The sequence below is a fragment of the Rhodococcus sp. 4CII genome, assembly GCF_014256275.1.
Classification (GTDB): domain Bacteria; phylum Actinomycetota; class Actinomycetes; order Mycobacteriales; family Mycobacteriaceae; genus Rhodococcus_F; species Rhodococcus_F wratislaviensis_A.
Genome location: NZ_JACCFE010000002.1, coordinates 2,187,967 through 2,205,022 on the forward strand (window position 1 = coordinate 2,187,967; position 17,056 = coordinate 2,205,022).

A 17,056-nucleotide genomic window follows, 5' to 3' on the forward strand; every position below is an offset into this window, starting at 1 on the left:
GCACTCTTTCGAGTATCCGCCCACGCGATGCGCCGGGTCCAGGGTGCTGCGGGTCCAATGGCGCCGATGGATACTGGGCCTCATGACCGAGCGCGTCGACACCCCAGGGACCGAACCCGCGGACTTCCGCGTGCACGTCGTGGCGCAGGCCATCCGGCTGTTCTCCGAGAACGGTTACGAGGCGACGACCGTCGAACAGATCGCGTCGGCCGCGGGGGTGTCGCGGCGGACGTTCTTCCGCCAGTTCCGCTCCAAGGAGGACGTGATCTTCGCCGATCACGAATCGCTGTTGGAGCAGGCCGGCGACTATTTGTCCGGGGAATCCGACGATCCCTGGGCTGCGGTCTGCCGGACGGCGGGCCTGGTCTTCGACCGGTTCCGGGAGAACCGCGAGTTGTCGGAGCGCCGGTACCAGGTGGTCCAGCGGGTTCCGGCGCTCCGTGACCGCGAGATCGTCACGGGCTTCCGCTACGAGCGGCTGTTCGTCGACTACCTGCGCGGCGTCGTACCCACCGAACCGGTCCTGAAGGTCATCGGGTTCGCGGCCGCCGTCACCGCGTGCCACAACTTTCTGCTCCGGAACATGATCAAGGGCGACCCCGACGCCACCGCCGACGAACTCGAGCGGGCCCTGCTCGACGTGCGCCGGACGTTCGGGGTGGCCCCGGGGGCATCGACCCAGGACCGGGACGCGGTGCTGGTGGTGTCGTATCCGCCGGGGACTCCGGTGGAGGAGATCACCGGGCGCATCGAGGCCCAGCTGTTTCGGCGGGGGCGGTGGGCGGCCGGGTGACGACAACCACCCTTGACTGGCACTCAGTGCCGTGGTTGACTGTATTGCAGTGGCAGTAGTACGCCAACCACCACCGTTGCGGCACACCTGAACGAACCTCAACCTGGCACGGAGTGCCTCAGACACGGTGCCGTCGAGAACTCAGCAAGGAGCGCCCCATGGCCGGAAATCCGGACTTCGATCTGTTCAAGCTCGGTGAAGAGCACGACGAACTGCGGTCCGCGATCCGCGCGCTCTCCGAGAAGGAGATCGCCCCGTACGCGAAGGAAGTCGACGAGGATTCGCGCTTCCCCGAGGAGGCCCGCGTCGCCCTGGTGAACTCCGGGTTCAACGCCATCCACGTCCCCGAGAAGTACGACGGCCAGGGCGCCGACTCCGTCGCCACCTGCATCGTCATCGAAGAAGTGGCCCGCGTCTGTGGTTCCTCCTCCCTGATCCCCGCCGTCAACAAGCTCGGCACCATGGGTCTCATCCTCAACGGTTCCGAGGAACTCAAGCAGCAGGTTCTGCCGCAGCTCGCCTCCGGCGAGGCCATGGCGTCGTACGCGCTGTCCGAGCGCGAAGCGGGTTCGGACGCGGCCGGCATGCGCACCCGCGCCAAGGCAGACGGTGACGACTGGATCCTCAACGGCTCCAAGTGCTGGATCACCAACGGCGGCAAGTCCAGCTGGTACACCGTCATGGCCGTCACCGACGCCGACAAGGGCGCCAACGGCATCTCCGCGTTCATGGTCCACGAGAACGACGAAGGCTTCGTCGTCGGACCGAAGGAGAAGAAGCTCGGCATCAAGGGCTCGCCCACCGCCGAGCTGTACTTCGAAAACTGCAAGGTCCCCGGCGACCGCATCATCGGCGAACCCGGCACCGGTTTCAAGACGGCGCTGCAGACCCTCGACCACACCCGTCCCACCATCGGCGCGCAGGCCGTCGGCCTCGCGCAGGGCGCCCTCGACGCCGCCCTCGCCTACACCAAGGACCGCAAGCAGTTCGGCAAGTCGATCAGCGACTTCCAGGCAGTGCAGTTCATGCTCGCCGACATGGCGATGAAGGTCGAGGCCGCCCGCCTCATGGTCTACACGTCCGCGGCCCGCGCCGAACGTGGCGAGAAGAACCTCGGTTTCATCTCGGCCGCCGCCAAGTGCTTCGCGTCCGACGTCGCGATGGAGGTCACCACCGACGCCGTCCAGCTGTTCGGCGGCGCCGGCTACACCACCGACTTCCCTGTCGAGCGGATGATGCGTGATGCGAAGATCACTCAGATCTACGAAGGCACCAACCAGATCCAGCGCGTCGTGATGTCGCGTGCACTGTTGAAGTAGGCGGCTTCGCCGCCCGTGCGCCTTTTTGGTAGCTCCCGCTACCAAAAAGGCGCACGGCTACGTGAGGAGATTTTGTGGAACTTGTAGGCGTGATCGGCGGCGGCACCATGGGTGCCGGCATCGCCGAGGTATGTATCAAGGCTGGCAGCTCGGTTCTCATCCTCGAGACCAAGCCGGAATTCGCCGAGGCCGCGCAGGCCCGGATCGAGAAGTCCCTCGCCCGCGGCGTGAAGGCGGGCAAGCTCGATCAGGCTGCCGCGGACGCCGCGCTCGCCCGCGTGCGCGTCACCCTCGACATCGAGGACTTCGCCGACCGCGACCTGGTGATCGAGGCGGCGCCGGAGATCGAATCACTCAAGGTCGACATCTTCCAGAAGCTCGACAAGATCGTAAAGCCGGCGGGCATCCTGGCGTCCAACACGTCGTCGATCCCGCTGATCAAGATGGCCAACGCCACGCAGCGCCCCGGGCAGGTCGTGGGTGTCCACTTCTTCAACCCGGTGCCGGTGATGCCGCTGGTGGAGATCGTGGTCAGCCTGGTCACGTCGGAGGAGACCGTCACCGCGGTCACCGACTACGCGAAGAACACGCTGCGCAAGAAGACGGTGCGGGCCGGTGACCGCGCGGGCTTCATCGTGAACGCACTGCTCATCCCGTACCTCACGTCGGCGGTCCGGATGCTCGAATCCGGGTACGCCACCGCCGAGGACATCGACGAGGCCATGAAGGGCGGCTGCGGCTACCCGATGGGCCCGCTGACGCTGATCGACACCGTCGGCCTCGACATCACCCTCGCGGCGGCGGAGTCGCTGTACGCGGAGTTCGCAGAGCCGCACTACGCTCCCCCGACGCTGCTCAAGCGCAAGGTGGATGCCGGGCACCTCGGCAAGAAGAGCGGCAAGGGCTTTTACGACTACAGCTAGTTCCGCCCGTCCGGGAGCCCGTCGCGTTGCCGCGGCGGGCTTTCGCCGTTCTTGACGGCGTAACCCATGTAGGAGATGGCGGTGCTCCGAATCTGCCCGAAGTCGAGCCGGCGGCTCAACTCGCCGTAGCTGAGTCGCGTTCCGCCGGCCCGGGCGAGGTCGAGCAACCGCAGGGGGTTCTTCGACCGCGGCCCGAGCCCGACTATCTCGGCGCGCCGCAGACCGTGCCGGTCGAGGATCGACGTCAGCTCGGCCGGGCGGATACACATCGACCAGTCGTGGATGGGGGTGTCGAACATCCGGGTCATTCGCCACTCCTGCATGATCTTGATCGCGACGAGTTTGCTTGCGACGGTGCGGTTGATGGTGTCGAACAGGTACAGGCCGCCGGGTTTCAGCGCGCGGGACGTTTCGGCGATCACCGCATCGAGGTCCGACACGTGCTCGAGGACGTCGCAACAGTAGACGATGTCGAACGCGGCATCCGGCACCGGAAGCCGTTCACCGGACCCGATCCGGTACTCGATGTCGAGCGCCGAGCCGGCGGCGTGACGGCGCGCGGTCTCGACCGATACCGGGGACGGATCGATGCCCGTCACCCGAAAACCGATGCGGGTGAACTCTTCCGCGAGAAATCCACCGCCCGAACCGACGTCGAGGGCGCGGAGTCCGGACACGTCGCGCCCGACCGTTGCGCCGAGCACCGCACGGAAGTAGTCGAATCGTGCCGGCGTGAGACTTCCGTGCAGCAGGTTGAGCGGGTTGCCCTCCTCCCACCACGACTCACCCACACGGTTGTAGACGTCGTTGTCGATGACCAAGCGGACCACCCCTTCTCTGCCGAGATCACGGCGACGACGTCCACCCTTCTCCTGCGCGTCGGTCACTTCAAGGCCGGCGTCGGTACGTGATGCTCGGGGTGACTTTCAGGATCTCGCACGCATGACTGGTCCCGGCCGTCGCGCTGGCGTCCGGCGACTTCGGCGACCCGGCGGACCTCGCGGTGAGCGCGTCGGTGATTGCGGTGGTCGCGGTGGTCGCATGCGGAGTCGCCCTCGCCTACCTTCGCACCCGCCGCTGAGCGAATATGCAGAGTACATACGTTGTGCACCATGCACAGCGTGTGTATGGTGCACAAGTTGCATTTCGCAGAGTTGAGGAGATTTGCGTGGACACTCCGACCCCCGCCGTCCGCCCGGGCGGCCTCGTCGCCGTGCTGGCGTTCACCGGCATCGTCGCCGCACTCATGCAGACCCTCGTGGTCCCGCTGATCGGGGACCTGCCGCGACTGCTCGACACGACCGCCTCGAACGCGTCCTGGGTGATCACAGCGACACTGCTCGCGGGCGCGGTGGCTACCCCGGTCACCGGACGCCTCGGCGACCTCTACGGCAAGCGGCAGATGATGCTGGTCTGCACGGTGCCGCTCGTGCTCGGCTCGGTCGTCTGCGCGCTGGCCACGTCCCTCGCGCCGATGGTGATCGGCCGTGGACTGCAGGGCATCGGTGTCGGCATGATCCCGCTGGGCATCAGCGCCCTGCGCGACCTGCTGCCGCCCGAGCGTCTGCACTCCTCCATCGCCCTGATGAGCTCGTCCATGGGCATCGGCGGCGCCCTGGGCCTGCCCCTCGCCGCGACGGTGGCCGAGAGCTCCGACTGGCGCGTGCTGTTCTGGGGCGCCGCGGGACTGAGCGCGCTGATCGCCGTGCTGCTCTGGCTGGTCATGCCTGCCACTCCCGTCCACGGGACCCGCGGCCGATTCGACCCCGTCGGCGCCGTCGGGCTCGGCATCGGACTCGTGGCCCTGCTCCTCGCCGTGTCGAAGGGCGCCGACTGGGGATGGGCGAGCGGCACCACCCTCGGCCTCTTCGCCACCACCGTCATCGTGTTGGCGGCCTGGGGCTGGTGGGAGCTGCGCACCCGCGAGCCCCTCGTCGATCTGCGGGTGATCGCCGGACGACAGGTGCTGCTCACCAACGCGGCATCCGTCGTCGTCGGTTTCGCGATGTACGCGCAGTCCCTGATCGTTCCGCAGCTCCTGCAGCTACCGGCGTCCACCGGCTACGGACTGGGCCAGTCGATGCTGGCCATGGGCCTGTGGATGGCTCCCTCAGGGCTCATGATGATGGCCGTGTCCCCCCTCGGCGCCAAGCTCTCGTCCACTCGCGGACCCAAGGTCACGCTGCTCGTCGGAAGCCTGGTCATCGCCCTCGGCTACGGATCGTCGATGCTCCTGATGGGATCGACGTGGGGGCTGGTCGTGGTGACCTGCATCTGCGGCTCCGGCGTCGGCCTGGCCTACGGGGCGATGCCCGCCCTGGTGATGAGCGCCGTGCCGCAATCCGCGACGGCATCCGCCAACAGCGTCAACGCGCTGATGCGTTCGGTCGGCACCTCGGTGTCTGCGGCCGTGGTCGGAGTGGTCCTGGCGCAGATGAGCATTCAGGTCGCCGGCCACACCCTGCCCACCGAGGGCGGATTCCGGACCGGTCTGCTGATCGGATGCGGGGTCGCACTCGTCGCCGCAGCCATCACCCTGGCGATTCCGACGCGCCGTCCCGTCCCCTCGTCGCCGAGCCCGAGTCCCGAACCGCTCACGTCGTCGAAGGCGTGAGAACCGAGCCGCCTATTTGTGGAGGGCGTACCCGGCCACTGGGTTGCCGTTGACGTAGACGGTGCCCTCGTAGGTCCCGTCCGGCCTCGGCGTGATCCGGTCGGTCAGGAAGGGAAGCCCGGACGGGCTGTAGTCGGTGACGAGTGCGCCGCTCGCCTCCGGTGTGGTCATACCGAAGATGTACGGGAAGAAGACACCGAAGTTGTCCATCACCCACCCGGGCCCGAACGTCTTCCCCTTCCAGATCAGGTCGCCGCCGAGAACGTTGGTCGTGCCGACATACGTGCCTGCGGGCAGTGGGACCGGCATGGGCACCGGGAGCGGCGGCGGCATGGGTGCCGGCACCGGGTCTGCGGCGGCTGTTCCCGCCGCGAGGAAAGACAGGCCGGCCACCGCGACGGCCCCTACCGCGACCTTGCGCATGATGTCCATGAGTTCTCCGTAGATCGAGGTGCGTGGCCGAAAGTGTCGCACGTGCACGGCCGCCGCAGGGCGAGTGTGAAGAAGATACTGTTCGGATCGTTGCCGTAGCCCGAGTATGCCGAACGTGACGCGAGAAATCGCAACGAGCGCCGCACCCCGCGGACCGCGGCGCACCATGGGGAGATGACCGATACGGTTCTGCGCCTGAGCACCCGGCAGGGACGGTGGGTGGTGGTGGCCACCGTCCTCGGCTCGAGTCTCGCGCTCCTGGACGGCACGGTGGTGAACATCGCCCTGCCGCACATCGGTGAGGACCTCGGGGCCGGGGTCGCGGGACTGCAGTGGACGCTGAGCGGCTACACCCTGGCCCTGGCGTCGCTGATCCTGCTCGGCGGGGCGCTCGGGGATCGCTGGGGACGGCGCCGCGTCTTCGTCTGCGGAACCGTCTGGTTCGCGGTCGCGTCACTGCTGTGCGGCATCGCCCCCGACATCACCCTGCTCGTGATCGCCCGGATCCTGCAGGGCGTCGGTGCGGCGATGCTGACCCCCGGCAGCCTCGCGCTGATCTCGGCGTCCATCCACGAGGACGATCGGGGCGCCGCCATCGGACTGTGGTCGGGATTCGGCGGGGTGGCCGGGGCGATCGGACCGCTGCTGGGTGGCTGGCTCGTGGAGGTGGCGGGCTGGCGGTCGGTGTTCCTGCTCAATCTTCCGCTCGCCGCGCTCGTGGTGTGGGCGTCGATGCGGCACGTTCCCGAGAGCCGTGACCCGAATCCGCCCGATCACCTCGACGTACTGGGGTCGGGGTGCGCGGTAATCGGTCTCGGCGCGCTCACCTACGGTCTGATCGAGAGGAACCCGGTCGCCGGGGTGGTGGGCGCCGCGGCACTGGTCGCGTTCGTCGTCGTGGAGCGACGGTCCCCGAACGCGCTGGTGCCGCCGAGCCTGTTCGCGTCGCGCATGTTCGTGGCGGCGAACCTGGTGACGCTCGCCGTGTACGCGGCGCTCGGAGGTGTCTTCTTCCTCCTCGTGCTGCAGTTGCAGTTGGTGGCCGGATACTCGCCCGTCGCGGCCGGGGTGGCCACGATCCCCATCACGCTGGCGATGCTGGCTTTGTCGTCCCGCGCAGGCAGCTACGCCCAGACCCACGGCCCGCGACTGCCCATGACGGTCGGGCCGGCACTCGCAGCGATCGGTCTGCTGTTGATGACGCGGATCGGACCGGATGCGTCCTATTGGACGGTCGTGCTTCCCGGCGTCCTCGTCTTCGGACTCGGACTGTCCGCCATGGTCGCCCCGCTGACCGCCGCCGTGCTCGGATCGGTGCCGGTCGAACAGTCCGGGATCGCGTCCGGAGTGAACAACGCGGTCGCCCGCACCAGCCAGCTGCTGGCGGTGGCCGCGCTCCCCGGCATCGCCGGGATCGATGCCGAGAGTCTGGTGGACCCCGACAGTTTCTCGCACGGCTTCCGGATCGCGATGTACCTCTGCGTCGCGCTGCTCCTGGTCGGTGCGGTCATCGCCGCAGCCCTGATCCGGGCGCCCGCCGCGCCCGAACCCACCCCGCGTGTTCCCGTCCCGGAATCGGTTGCCTGCAAACCGCATTGCGATGTCACCGGACCGGCCGTGCAGCCCTCACCCGCCCGGTCGGGTCCGACGCCGCCGAACGACTGACGCACCCGTTTCGTATCCTGGTCGGGTGGCAATTTCCGGTTCCGACCCTGCGAGTGTCCGGGTCGACAGCTGGACCTGGGCGGTCCGGTTGTTCAAGACGCGATCCGCGGCGGCGGCCGCCTGCAGGTCGGGTCACGTGCGGGTCAACGGCACCACCGCCAAACCCGCGCAACCGGTCAAGGCCGGCGACGAGGTCCGCATCCGGGCGGCGGGCACCGAACGCATCGTGGAGGTCGTCCGGCCGATCACCAAACGGGTCGGTGCGGCGATCGCCGTCGAGTGCTTCACCGACAACACACCGCCGCCTCCGCCGCGGGAGGTGCTGGCGTCGATTCCGCAACGCGACCGGGGTGCGGGCCGGCCGACCAAGCGGGAACGCCGCGACATGGACCGGCTGCGGGGTCTGTGACCCTCAGGCCGGAGTGTGGCTGAGGATGTGCAGCGCCGTCGGCACGGCATCGATGGTGACCGGCAGCGGGCCGACGCGGTCGCCGTCCGCGTACGCCGTGATGTCCTCGCAATGCAGTCGCACCGTCCGTGACCGGTAGGTCTGGACGTCCGGCAGGTTCACGTGGGTTCCCTTGTAGACCCGGGGGAACAACCGGACCAGCCGCGTCCGGGGGCCGTGGTCGACGACCGTGACGTCGAGCAGGCCGTCCGTCTTGTCCGCGTTCGGGCAGATCTGCATCCCGCCGCCGTACGACCGCCCGTTGCCCACCGCGACCAGCGTCGCATCGACCTCGACGGTCTCGTCGTCGAGGTCGATGCGGTAGTGCAGCGGCCGCAACTGCGTCAGTTCGGCGAGCATCGCGAGGTTGTACCGCATGGGTCCCTTCGGCCACGACATTCGGTTCGCGCGGTCCGTGACGAGCGAATCGAAACCGCTGGCGACGATGGTGCCCGCCCACACGACCGCGCCGTCGCCGAGGGTGATCCTGGCGAGGTCGGATTCCTGCACCTCGCCGTCCGCGATGACGTCGGCCGCCGCGACGGGGTCGCCGACCGGGATGCCGAATTCGCGGGCGTGGTCGTTGCCGGTGCCCGCGGGGATCAGTCCGACGGGGGTCCCGGACAGCGCGGCCGCCTGCAACCCGATGCTGATGGCGCCGTCTCCGCCCACGACGACGAGCGCGTCGGTGCCGTCGTCGATCGCCCGGCGGGCCAGCATGCGTGCATGGTCGGCGTCGGTGCCGATGATCTCGGTGACGGCGACTCCGCGCTCCCGCAGGCGCGCGACCCCTTTGCGCCCGGCCACCGGCGCGTGGCCGTGCCCGGCGAGGGGATTGACGAGGACGGTGACCTTCTCGATCACCTTCTGGGTGCTCACGGAATCAGCTTGCCGGGGTTGAGGATTCCGGCGGGATCGACCGCGTCCTTGACCGCCCGCAGAATCGCGACGCCCAGGTCGCCGATCTCGTCGCGCATCCACGGGCGGTGGTCGACTCCGACCGCGTGGTGGTGCGTGATGGTTCCGCCGGCCGCGACGATCGCATTCCCGGCGGCGGTCTTGGCCTTCCGCCACTGCTCGATCGGGTCGTCCGCCTGCGCGGACACGACGGTGAAGTACAGCGAGGCACCCGTCGGGTAGGTGTGCGAGATGTGGCAGAGGACGAGCGGCGGGGTGCCCTGCGCGGCGAGCGACTCCGTCAGCGCGGTGGTCACCGCCGTGCGGAGTGCGGCGAGGTTGCCCCACCTTGTTGCGGTTTCCAGCGTCTCGCACAGCGCTCCCGCGTCGAGCAGCGAGTCGCGCAGGTAGGGTGCGTCGAAACGGCCGTGCTCCCAGCCGTTTCCGGGTTCCTCGCCGAGCGACGCGCCGCCGTGCGCGAGCAGGACGGCGCGAGCCTCCGCGGCCCGCTCCGCCGTGTGCGCGGCGGTGCCCTCGAACGTCGTGATCGCCAGGCAGCCGCCGGTGACGGTCTCCTCCCCGATCTTGTCGGTGGTGGCCAGGTTCACCGCCGTCTCCGCCTCGTCGGACAGCCGCAGCACGGTCGGGACCGCGCCCTCCTGCCGCAGCGCGCGCAGCGCGGCGGCGCCCGTCTCGAAATCGGGGAAGCGCCACCCCTCGCGGACGGTGGATTCGGGGATCGCGTGCACCCGTACCCGGACCCGGGTGATGACGCCGAGCGTTCCCTCCGACCCGACGAATAGTTCGCCCAGATCCGGACCCGCCGCGGACGCCGGGGCGCGCCCCGTGTCGAGAGTCCCGGTGGGGGTCACCACGCGCAGACCCTGCACCATGTCCTCGAATCGCCCGTATCCCGCGGACGCCTGCCCCGACGACCGGGTGGCCGCGAACCCGCCGATGGTCGCGAACATGAAACTCTGCGGGAAGTGCCCCAGCGAGAAGCCGTGGTCGCCGAGCAGTTCCTCCGCGCGGGGACCGGTGACGCCCGCACCCAGGGTGGCGATGCCGGAGTCGGCGTCGAGGTCGATCAGCGCGTCGAAGCGGCGCAGGTCCAGCGAGACGACGGCGTCGAATCGGTCGCGCACCGGGTCGAGTCCGCCGACGACGCTCGTGCCGCCGCCGAACGGCACCACGGCGATGCCGTTGTCGGCGCAGTATCGGAGCACGTCGGCGACCTCGGCGTCGGTGCCGGGGATGACCACCGCATCGGGGGCGTTCTGCGGTTCGGTGCTGCGCCGGCGCAGCAGGTCGAGGGTGCTCTTGCCGCCGGAGCGCAGCAGCCGGTCGGCGTGCGCGGTGCTGCAGAACCGTGCTCCGACGAGGCCCGCGAGCGCGGCGAGGTGCGTCTCGGTCAACGCGCTCGGAGCCAGGACGACGTCTTCCGCCGCTCGGCCGGACGGCTCCCTGATCGTGACACCGAGGGCCTGGTGCAACAGTCCCGCGACCCCGTCGGAGAGCACCTTGTGCTTCTCCGGCGCACCCCAGGCGTCCCACTGCATCGGGGGTGCCGTCAGGACGTCGTGATCTTCCGATCGCTCATTGCTCATGCGTTATAGTGTTACACATCATGTAAGAGTGTAACTAGCCCCCGGATCGGCCCCCGCGCTCGCGCCACACCTGCCGGATGGGCCGCAGAACCAATCCCATCTGCCGTCGCGTCTTCCCGCGGGTCACCAGCACGCCCGTGATCGCGACGATCCACACCGGGTACTGCACGAGCCACGCCACCCGGAAACTGTCGAACGAGTACCCGCCCATCGCGTCGAGAATGAGTCCCATCGCCTGGATGACAAGCAGCGACGCCAGGAATCCGCCGATGTTGACCATGCCCTGCGCGGTTCCCATGCTGGTGCTCGGGTTGAACATCCGGGCGTAGTCGAATCCGATCATCGAACCGGGGCCGCCCACCGAGATCACCATCACCAGAAGCGCCAGCAACCAGATCGGCGCCGGTCCCGGCAGCGCCAGCACGACGGTCCACATCGCCGCGTTGCTGATCATGATCGCCAGCACCAGATACGAGCGGCGCATCGGGAAGCGGCCGCTGAGGATGCCGATGATCGGCCCGGCCACGATCGCCGAGATCACCGACAGCGTCAGCAGCGAACCGGCCTCGGCCGCCGACAACCCCTGCGCCGACCTCAGATACGGCACGCCCCACAGCAGGGCGAACGTCGTCATCGAGAACTGCGTGCCCATGTGGGTGAAGAAGCCCAGCCGGGTGCCGTGCCGCCGCCACACCGCGCGGATCTGCGTTCCCACCTCCCGCAGTCCGGCGGGTGCGGCCACCACCTCGAGACCGGGCGGCGCGTTGCGGATGACGGACACAGCCAGCACGAAGGACAGCAACCCGAGCGACGCCGCCGTGCCGTAGGCGAAACTCCAGCCCGGCCCGTTCAGCAGCAGCATCAACGGCAGCGCAGACAGGATCTGGCCGATCTGACCGAAGATGCCGGTCAGCTGGGACACGAGCGGCACCCGCCGCGGCGCGAACCATTGCGGCACCAGGCGCAGCACGGAGATGAACGTCATCGCATCGCCGACGCCGACGAACACGCGCGCGGCGACGGCCAACGGCAGCGATTCGGTGAGAGCGAGCACCATCTGCGCCGACGCCATGATGAGCGCGCCGGCGGCGATCATGACCCGCGACCCGTACCGGTCGAGGAGCACACCGGCCGGGATCTGCATGCCCGCGTACACCACGATCTGGAGCACGACGAAACTCGACAGCACACTCGGACTGATCGAAAATCGTTCCGACGCCGCGAGGCCCGACACACCGAACGAGGTTCGATGCAGGACGGCGACGATATATGCGACAACCCCGACGCCCCACACCAACCACACTCTGTTCATCGCAGATCAAACTACCCGCCAGCAGGCATTACCCGCTGGGTGAAGTCACTCGCGGCCCAGCGACACCCAGGTCGGATCGGCCGTGCGCTCGCCGACGGTGAGGTCCGCGAGCAGGTCCAGGCGCGCGATCTGCCCCTCGGTCAGCGTCAGCGCGAGCGCGCCCGCGTTTTCCGTCACCCGCGCCGCGAACCGGGTGCCGGGGATCGACACGGACGGCAGTCCGAACTCGCGGCCCTTTGCGTCCAGCCACGCCAGCGACACCTGGGCGGGTGTCGCGTCGAGCTCGGCGGCGACCTCGCGGACGACGTCCAGCACCTTCAGGTTCGCGGGTAACGCGTCGTCGCCGAAACGCGGGAAGCGCCGGCGCAGATCGTTGTCGCCGAGCACGGCCGGGTCGTACGTTCCGGTGAGGAAGCCGCGGCCGACCGGCGAGTACGGCACGAAGCCGATGCCCAGTTCCGCCGCCGCGGGAACCACGTGCTTCTCGACGTCGCGACTCCAGATGCTCCACTCGCTCTGGACCGCGGCGATGGGATGCACCCGCGACGCGCGACGCAGTTCGTCGCCGGTGGCCTCGGACAGTCCGATGTTGCGGACCTTCCCGGCCTTCACTTGTTCCGCGATCGCACCGACGGTGTCCTCGATGGGCACCTCGGGGTCGACGCGGTGCAGGTAGTAGAGGTCGACGGTATCGACACCGAGCCGGGTCAGCGATTCGTCGAGAGCCTGCGACACGTACTCGGGCTTGCCGTTGATGCTGCGCCGGCCGTTCGCGATGTTGCCGACGAGCCCGAACTTGGTGGCCAACTGCACCTCGTCGCGCCGTTCCTTCAGCACCGTGCCCACCGCGATCTCACTCGCGCCGTCGCCGTACACATTGGCTGTGTCGATGAAGGTCACGCCGATGTCGATGGCGTGGTGGAGGGTCGCGAGCGCCTCCGCGGCGTCGACGGGGCCGTACACGGGGGCGACGGACATGGCGCCGTAGCCCTGGGCACTGACGGTGAAGCCTTCGGACAACTGCACGGTGGGGATGTTGGTCATGCGCCCCATCCTTCCCGAGCCCCCCGACAGGTGCATCGTTTGGAATCGCGGTGATCGTGAGCCGGCTGCCTCTACCCTGAGGGCATGCCATTCGACTGGTTCGAACTCGCCCGCATCGCCCACCGCGAGTTCGGTGCACGGGTCGCCGCGATCACCGACTGGTCGGCGCCCACCCCGGACCGCGAATGGGACGTCACGCATCTGGTGCGGCACGTCATCGAGGAACAGCAATGGGTTCCTCCACTACTGGCCGGGAAGACGGTCGGCGAAGCGACCCCGGACATCGAGCCCCTGCACGGCGACATGCGGTCGGAATGGGAGCGGTATTCGGACGCGGCCATCCGGGCATGGTTGTCGACGGACCCGCATACGCAGGTGCACCTGTCCTACGGCACGGTCCCGCTCGAGCCGTATCTGCGGCAGCAGATCGCCGACGTCACCATCCACGCGTGGGACCTCGCCAAGGCCACCGGATCCGACGACACGCTCGATGCGCACCTCGTCGCCGGCGTCTGGTCCGATCTCGACGGCCAACGCGAGATGCTGTCCGAGAGCGGTCTGTTCGACGACCCCGTCGACGTCCCCGCCGACGCGCCGCTGCAGGATCGCCTGATCGCCCTCACCGGTCGCGATCCCCGGCAACGCATTTAACCAACCGGCGCCGAGGCTCCCGCCTACGCTGGGAAACATGAGTACCTCGGATCCGAAACCCCGCAGCCGCGACGTCACCGACGGACTGGAGAAGACCGCAGCGCGCGGAATGCTCCGTGCGGTCGGCATGGGCGACGACGACTGGGGCAAGTCGCAGATCGGGGTGGCGTCGTCCTGGAACGAGATCACCCCGTGCAACCTGTCCCTCGACCGGCTCGCGAAGGCCGTCAAGGACGGCGTCCACGCGGGCGGCGGATATCCCATGGAGTTCGGCACCATCTCCGTGTCCGACGGCATCTCGATGGGCCATGAGGGCATGCACTTCTCGCTCGTGTCCCGCGAGGTCATCGCCGACAGCGTGGAAACGGTGATGCAGGCCGAGCGTCTCGACGGGTCGGTGCTGCTCGCCGGTTGCGACAAGTCACTGCCCGGCATGCTGATGGCCGCGGCCCGCCTGGATCTCGCGAGCGTCTTCCTCTACGCCGGGTCGATCCTGCCGGGCATCGCGAAACTGTCCGACGGCACCGAACGCGACGTCACCATCATCGACGCGTTCGAGGCGGTCGGCGCCTGCTCCCGCGGCCTGATGAGCCGCGAGGACGTCGACGCCATCGAGCGCGCCATCTGTCCCGGCGAAGGCGCGTGCGGCGGGATGTACACCGCGAACACCATGGCCAGTGCCGCCGAGGCGCTCGGCATGTCGCTGCCCGGGAGCGCGTCCCCGCCCGCCACCGACCGCCGTCGCGACGGATTCGCGCGGCGCAGCGGACAAGCGGTCGTCGAACTGCTCCGCCGCGGCATCACCGCCCGGGACATCCTCACCAAGGAGGCGTTCGAGAACGCCATCGCCGTGGTCATGGCGTTCGGCGGTTCCACCAACGCCGTGCTGCACCTGCTGGCGATTGCCAGCGAGGCCGACGTCGAATTGACGCTCGACGACTTCTCCCGCGTCGGCGCCCGGGTCCCGCACCTGGCGGACGTCAAACCGTTCGGCAAGCACGTGATGAAGGACGTCGACCACATCGGCGGCGTCCCCGTCATCATGAAGGCCCTGCTCGACGCCGGGATGCTGCACGGCGACTGCCTCACCGTCACCGGCCGGACCATGGCCGAGAACTTGGCGGACATCGCGCCTCCCGACCCGGACGGCAAGGTGCTCCGCGCGATGAGCGCACCCATCCACCCGACCGGCGGCATCACGATCCTCAAGGGTTCCCTCGCTCCGGGTGGTGCGGTGGTGAAATCAGCCGGTTTCGACTCCGACGTGTTCACCGGCACCGCCCGCGTCTTCGAACGGGAACGGGCCGCGATGGACGCTCTCGAGGACGGCACCATCACGAACGGCGACGTCGTCGTGATCCGCTACGAGGGGCCGAAGGGCGGCCCCGGGATGCGCGAAATGCTCGCGATCACGGGGGCGATCAAGGGCGCCGGCCTGGGCAAGGACGTCCTCCTGCTCACCGACGGTCGTTTCTCCGGTGGCACCACCGGACTGTGCGTGGGCCACGTGGCGCCGGAGGCCGTCGACGGAGGTCCCATCGCGTTCGTCCGCGACGGCGACCAGATCCGATTGGATGTCGGCACGGGCACGCTGGAACTGCTCGTCGACGAAGCGGAATTGGCTTCTCGGAAGGACGGGTGGGAGCCGCTGCCCCCGCGCTACACCCGCGGGGTCCTCGCCAAGTACACGAAGCTCGTCGGTTCCGCCTCGGGCGGCGCCGTCTGCGGGTAGGCGCTTCGCGCCGGTGAGTGGTTAGCGAGTCCAGAGACTCGTTAACCAGTCACGGGCGCCGCAGGCGCCTAAATGGGCCGGAAGCCCGCCCCCGGACCGCCGCTCGCGTTCATGTCGTTGACGATCGAGTTGAGGTTGGTGCCGATCTCCGGGCCGACGCACGGCGCCGCGAGGTAGGCGTTGACCATGGCCACCAGGGTCGTGCCGACGACCATCGGTGCGCCGGAGTCACCCTCGATCACGCAGGCCTGGGTCCACGTCTCCCCGGTCTGCATGAGGTCGCCGTAGACGATGCCGCACGTGTTTCCGGTGGTGCGGCCTTCCTTGCACGCGACCTGCGGGAAGGCTGCGGGTGCGCCGATCTGCGTGATGGTGACGCCCCCGACCCGGTTGACCGGGACGACCTTGTTGGGGTCGAACTGGATCACCGCATAGTCGAGGGCCGGATTGGAGACGACGAACGTGCCGACGATGCCGGCGTCCTGGTTCGCCTCGGCCACCACGTACGAGCCCGCCTCACCGCAGTGGCCGGCCGTCAGTCCGACGAGCCGGCCCGCGTTGTCGTGCCCGATGGTGGTGAGCGAACAGACGAGTTCGTCGTTCACCACAATCCCCGAACCGCCCCCCAAGACGGCGGCCGGAGCTGCTGTCGCGGACCCCGCCGCAACGAATCCCAGAATTCCCGCTGTTGCCGCAACAACCGCCGCGAATCGTTTCAACATTTTTTCGAACCTTCCCGGATGAGCCCCGACGGCCGCGTGTCTCTCCATAAGAATCCCACCCGCACAAGCCCTGCGTGCGGGAATGCAGATGTAGGGACCGCGACCGTTGCTCGTCCGGGCGCTAGTCGACGGCGCCGAGCGCCTCGAGCGCTTTGCGTGCGTCCTCGAGTTGCCGGCTCAGCTCGTCGACCCGGGCCGCCGCGAGGTTGCGTGCGGCGACGATGATCGACTCGACCGCCTCGATCGCGGTCTCCTCCCCCAGTTCCCGGACGGCACGCTCGACGGCGTCCGGCGAGACGGAAACCGCCTTGCCGGGACGCTTCGTGCCGTGCGCGACGGTGACGCTCCAGTCGTTGTCGGCCCCGGCGTGGATGGTGACGCTCACTCCCGCGGGCACCTTCTTGCTGGTGCGCTTGGCCGGTGCCGCCGCCGGTTTCGGGGCCGGGGTGGCGGTGGGCTGCGCGGTCGCGACGGTCCTCGCGGCGGGAGCCCTGGCGGCGGGCGGCGGACCGGGTTCGATCTCCTGATGCACGACCGGCGCCGCGGGGGCGGCGGGTGCGGCGGCCTGCTTGGGCGCCGGAATGCGTCTCATCAGAAGCTCCTCCGCTTCGAAGGGAAGCTCGTCGTCTACACCCTTGGGGCGGATCTGGACCGTATTGCCTTGCACCGCGATCACTTTCGCCGAGGCGCCGGCCTCGAGCCCGAGGCTGGGCATCGCCTCGCGCAGATACACGGTGGCCCGCTTGCCTTCCGCGATCGCGGCAGCGAGGGTCTCGAGATTCTCCGCGGTCAGGTGATCCGGTGCGGCGGCGCCGGAACGTCTACGGGGCGGCATGCGCTGTCCTTTCTGGTCTGTCTCCTGGTTACGCTCGTGAGCACCGCAACTCTCGCACACGC

16 protein-coding genes are annotated in these 17,056 nt (G+C 68.8%); 8 read left to right on the top strand and 8 right to left on the bottom strand.

Annotated features, from left to right (window positions below):
• Positions 1-82: 82 nt before the first annotated feature.
• From H0B43_RS10700 to H0B43_RS10710, 3 genes are all read left to right on the top strand, one after another.
• Entirely contained in the window at positions 83-793 is a 711-nt protein-coding gene (locus H0B43_RS10700) for a TetR family transcriptional regulator (protein ID WP_185727924.1), read from the top strand.
• 158 nt (positions 794-951) lie between these two features.
• Positions 952-2,112, top strand: coding sequence for an acyl-CoA dehydrogenase (locus tag H0B43_RS10705; protein WP_185727923.1), 1,161 nt, complete (start codon positions 952-954; stop codon positions 2,110-2,112).
• A gap of 74 nt (positions 2,113-2,186) precedes the next feature.
• Positions 2,187-3,035: a 3-hydroxybutyryl-CoA dehydrogenase gene (locus H0B43_RS10710; RefSeq protein WP_185727921.1), complete on the top strand. Its 849-nt coding sequence runs from the start codon at positions 2,187-2,189 to the stop codon at positions 3,033-3,035.
• On the opposite strand, the gene ubiG is transcribed toward H0B43_RS10710, so the two are convergent.
• Positions 3,032-3,865, bottom strand: a complete 834-nt coding sequence (gene ubiG, locus H0B43_RS10715) for a bifunctional 2-polyprenyl-6-hydroxyphenol methylase/3-demethylubiquinol 3-O-methyltransferase UbiG (protein WP_185730021.1) — start codon at positions 3,863-3,865, stop codon at positions 3,032-3,034. The two genes, H0B43_RS10710 and ubiG, sit on opposite strands and share 4 nt — an antisense overlap.
• A gap of 338 nt (positions 3,866-4,203) precedes the next feature.
• Between ubiG and H0B43_RS10720 the strand changes: the two genes are divergently transcribed.
• A complete protein-coding gene (locus H0B43_RS10720) occupies positions 4,204-5,649 on the top strand; it encodes an MFS transporter (protein WP_185727920.1) in 1,446 nt (481 codons plus the stop codon).
• Between the two features lie 12 nt (positions 5,650-5,661).
• Here the strand turns inward: H0B43_RS10720 and H0B43_RS10725 are convergent, their stop codons facing one another.
• Positions 5,662-6,081, bottom strand: a complete 420-nt coding sequence (locus tag H0B43_RS10725) for a hypothetical protein (protein ID WP_185727918.1) — start codon at positions 6,079-6,081, stop codon at positions 5,662-5,664.
• A gap of 174 nt (positions 6,082-6,255) precedes the next feature.
• Between H0B43_RS10725 and H0B43_RS10730 the strand changes: the two genes are divergently transcribed.
• Positions 6,256-7,746: an MFS transporter gene (locus H0B43_RS10730; RefSeq protein ID WP_185727917.1), complete on the top strand. Its 1,491-nt coding sequence runs from the start codon at positions 6,256-6,258 to the stop codon at positions 7,744-7,746.
• A gap of 25 nt (positions 7,747-7,771) precedes the next feature.
• Positions 7,772-8,155 (top strand): RNA-binding S4 domain-containing protein, encoded by a 384-nt coding sequence (locus H0B43_RS10735; protein ID WP_185727916.1) that lies wholly within the window; start codon positions 7,772-7,774, stop codon positions 8,153-8,155.
• A 3-nt stretch (positions 8,156-8,158) separates the two neighbouring features.
• Here H0B43_RS10735 and H0B43_RS10740 read toward each other — a convergent pair whose 3' ends face one another.
• From H0B43_RS10740 to H0B43_RS10755, 4 genes are all read right to left on the bottom strand, one after another.
• Positions 8,159-9,073 carry a diacylglycerol kinase gene (locus tag H0B43_RS10740; RefSeq protein WP_185727914.1) on the bottom strand — a complete coding sequence of 305 codons (915 nt, stop codon included), beginning with the start codon at positions 9,071-9,073 and terminating at the stop codon, positions 8,159-8,161.
• The gene (locus H0B43_RS10745) at positions 9,070-10,650 is read right to left on the bottom strand and encodes an FAD-binding oxidoreductase (RefSeq protein ID WP_185730020.1); all 1,581 of its coding nucleotides are present in this window, start codon (positions 10,648-10,650) and stop codon (positions 9,070-9,072) included. The genes H0B43_RS10740 and H0B43_RS10745 overlap by 4 nt, the downstream gene beginning before the upstream one ends.
• Before the next feature lie 82 nt (positions 10,651-10,732).
• Positions 10,733-12,010 carry a nitrate/nitrite transporter gene (locus H0B43_RS10750; RefSeq protein WP_185727913.1) on the bottom strand — a complete coding sequence of 426 codons (1,278 nt, stop codon included), beginning with the start codon at positions 12,008-12,010 and terminating at the stop codon, positions 10,733-10,735.
• 45 nt (positions 12,011-12,055) lie between these two features.
• Positions 12,056-13,054 carry an aldo/keto reductase gene (locus H0B43_RS10755; RefSeq protein ID WP_185727911.1) on the bottom strand — a complete coding sequence of 333 codons (999 nt, stop codon included), beginning with the start codon at positions 13,052-13,054 and terminating at the stop codon, positions 12,056-12,058.
• Positions 13,055-13,138: 84 nt separating this feature from the next.
• Between H0B43_RS10755 and H0B43_RS10760 the strand changes: the two genes are divergently transcribed.
• Complete coding sequence (locus H0B43_RS10760) at positions 13,139-13,705, top strand: TIGR03086 family metal-binding protein (RefSeq protein WP_185727910.1); 567 nt, start codon at positions 13,139-13,141, stop codon at positions 13,703-13,705.
• A 37-nt stretch (positions 13,706-13,742) separates the two neighbouring features.
• A complete protein-coding gene (ilvD, locus tag H0B43_RS10765) occupies positions 13,743-15,437 on the top strand; it encodes a dihydroxy-acid dehydratase (protein ID WP_185727908.1) in 1,695 nt (564 codons plus the stop codon).
• Positions 15,438-15,505: 68 nt separating this feature from the next.
• Here the strand turns inward: ilvD and H0B43_RS10770 are convergent, their stop codons facing one another.
• A complete protein-coding gene (locus H0B43_RS10770) occupies positions 15,506-16,159 on the bottom strand; it encodes a S1 family peptidase (protein ID WP_185727906.1) in 654 nt (217 codons plus the stop codon).
• A gap of 121 nt (positions 16,160-16,280) precedes the next feature.
• Positions 16,281-16,994 (bottom strand): DUF6319 family protein, encoded by a 714-nt coding sequence (locus H0B43_RS10775; protein WP_185727904.1) that lies wholly within the window; start codon positions 16,992-16,994, stop codon positions 16,281-16,283.
• Positions 16,995-17,056: the final 62 nt, after the last annotated feature.

Excerpts from the sequence above, each read along its gene's own strand:
- H0B43_RS10770 (WP_185727906.1), bottom strand. The coding sequence starts at position 16,159 with ATGTTGAAACGATTCGCGGCGGTTGTTGCGGCAACAGCGGGAATTCTG.
- H0B43_RS10705 (WP_185727923.1), top strand. The coding sequence starts at position 952 with ATGGCCGGAAATCCGGACTTCGATCTGTTCAAGCTCGGTGAAGAGCAC.
- H0B43_RS10755 (WP_185727911.1), bottom strand. The coding sequence starts at position 13,054 with ATGACCAACATCCCCACCGTGCAGTTGTCCGAAGGCTTCACCGTCAGT.
- H0B43_RS10700 (WP_185727924.1), top strand. The coding sequence starts at position 83 with ATGACCGAGCGCGTCGACACCCCAGGGACCGAACCCGCGGACTTCCGC.
- H0B43_RS10745 (WP_185730020.1), bottom strand. The coding sequence starts at position 10,650 with ATGCAGTGGGACGCCTGGGGTGCGCCGGAGAAGCACAAGGTGCTCTCC.
- H0B43_RS10775 (WP_185727904.1), bottom strand. The coding sequence starts at position 16,994 with ATGCCGCCCCGTAGACGTTCCGGCGCCGCCGCACCGGATCACCTGACC.
- ilvD (WP_185727908.1), top strand. The coding sequence starts at position 13,743 with ATGAGTACCTCGGATCCGAAACCCCGCAGCCGCGACGTCACCGACGGA.
- H0B43_RS10760 (WP_185727910.1), top strand. The coding sequence starts at position 13,139 with ATGCCATTCGACTGGTTCGAACTCGCCCGCATCGCCCACCGCGAGTTC.
- H0B43_RS10750 (WP_185727913.1), bottom strand. The coding sequence starts at position 12,010 with ATGAACAGAGTGTGGTTGGTGTGGGGCGTCGGGGTTGTCGCATATATC.
- H0B43_RS10730 (WP_185727917.1), top strand. The coding sequence starts at position 6,256 with ATGACCGATACGGTTCTGCGCCTGAGCACCCGGCAGGGACGGTGGGTG.
- H0B43_RS10725 (WP_185727918.1), bottom strand. The coding sequence starts at position 6,081 with ATGGACATCATGCGCAAGGTCGCGGTAGGGGCCGTCGCGGTGGCCGGC.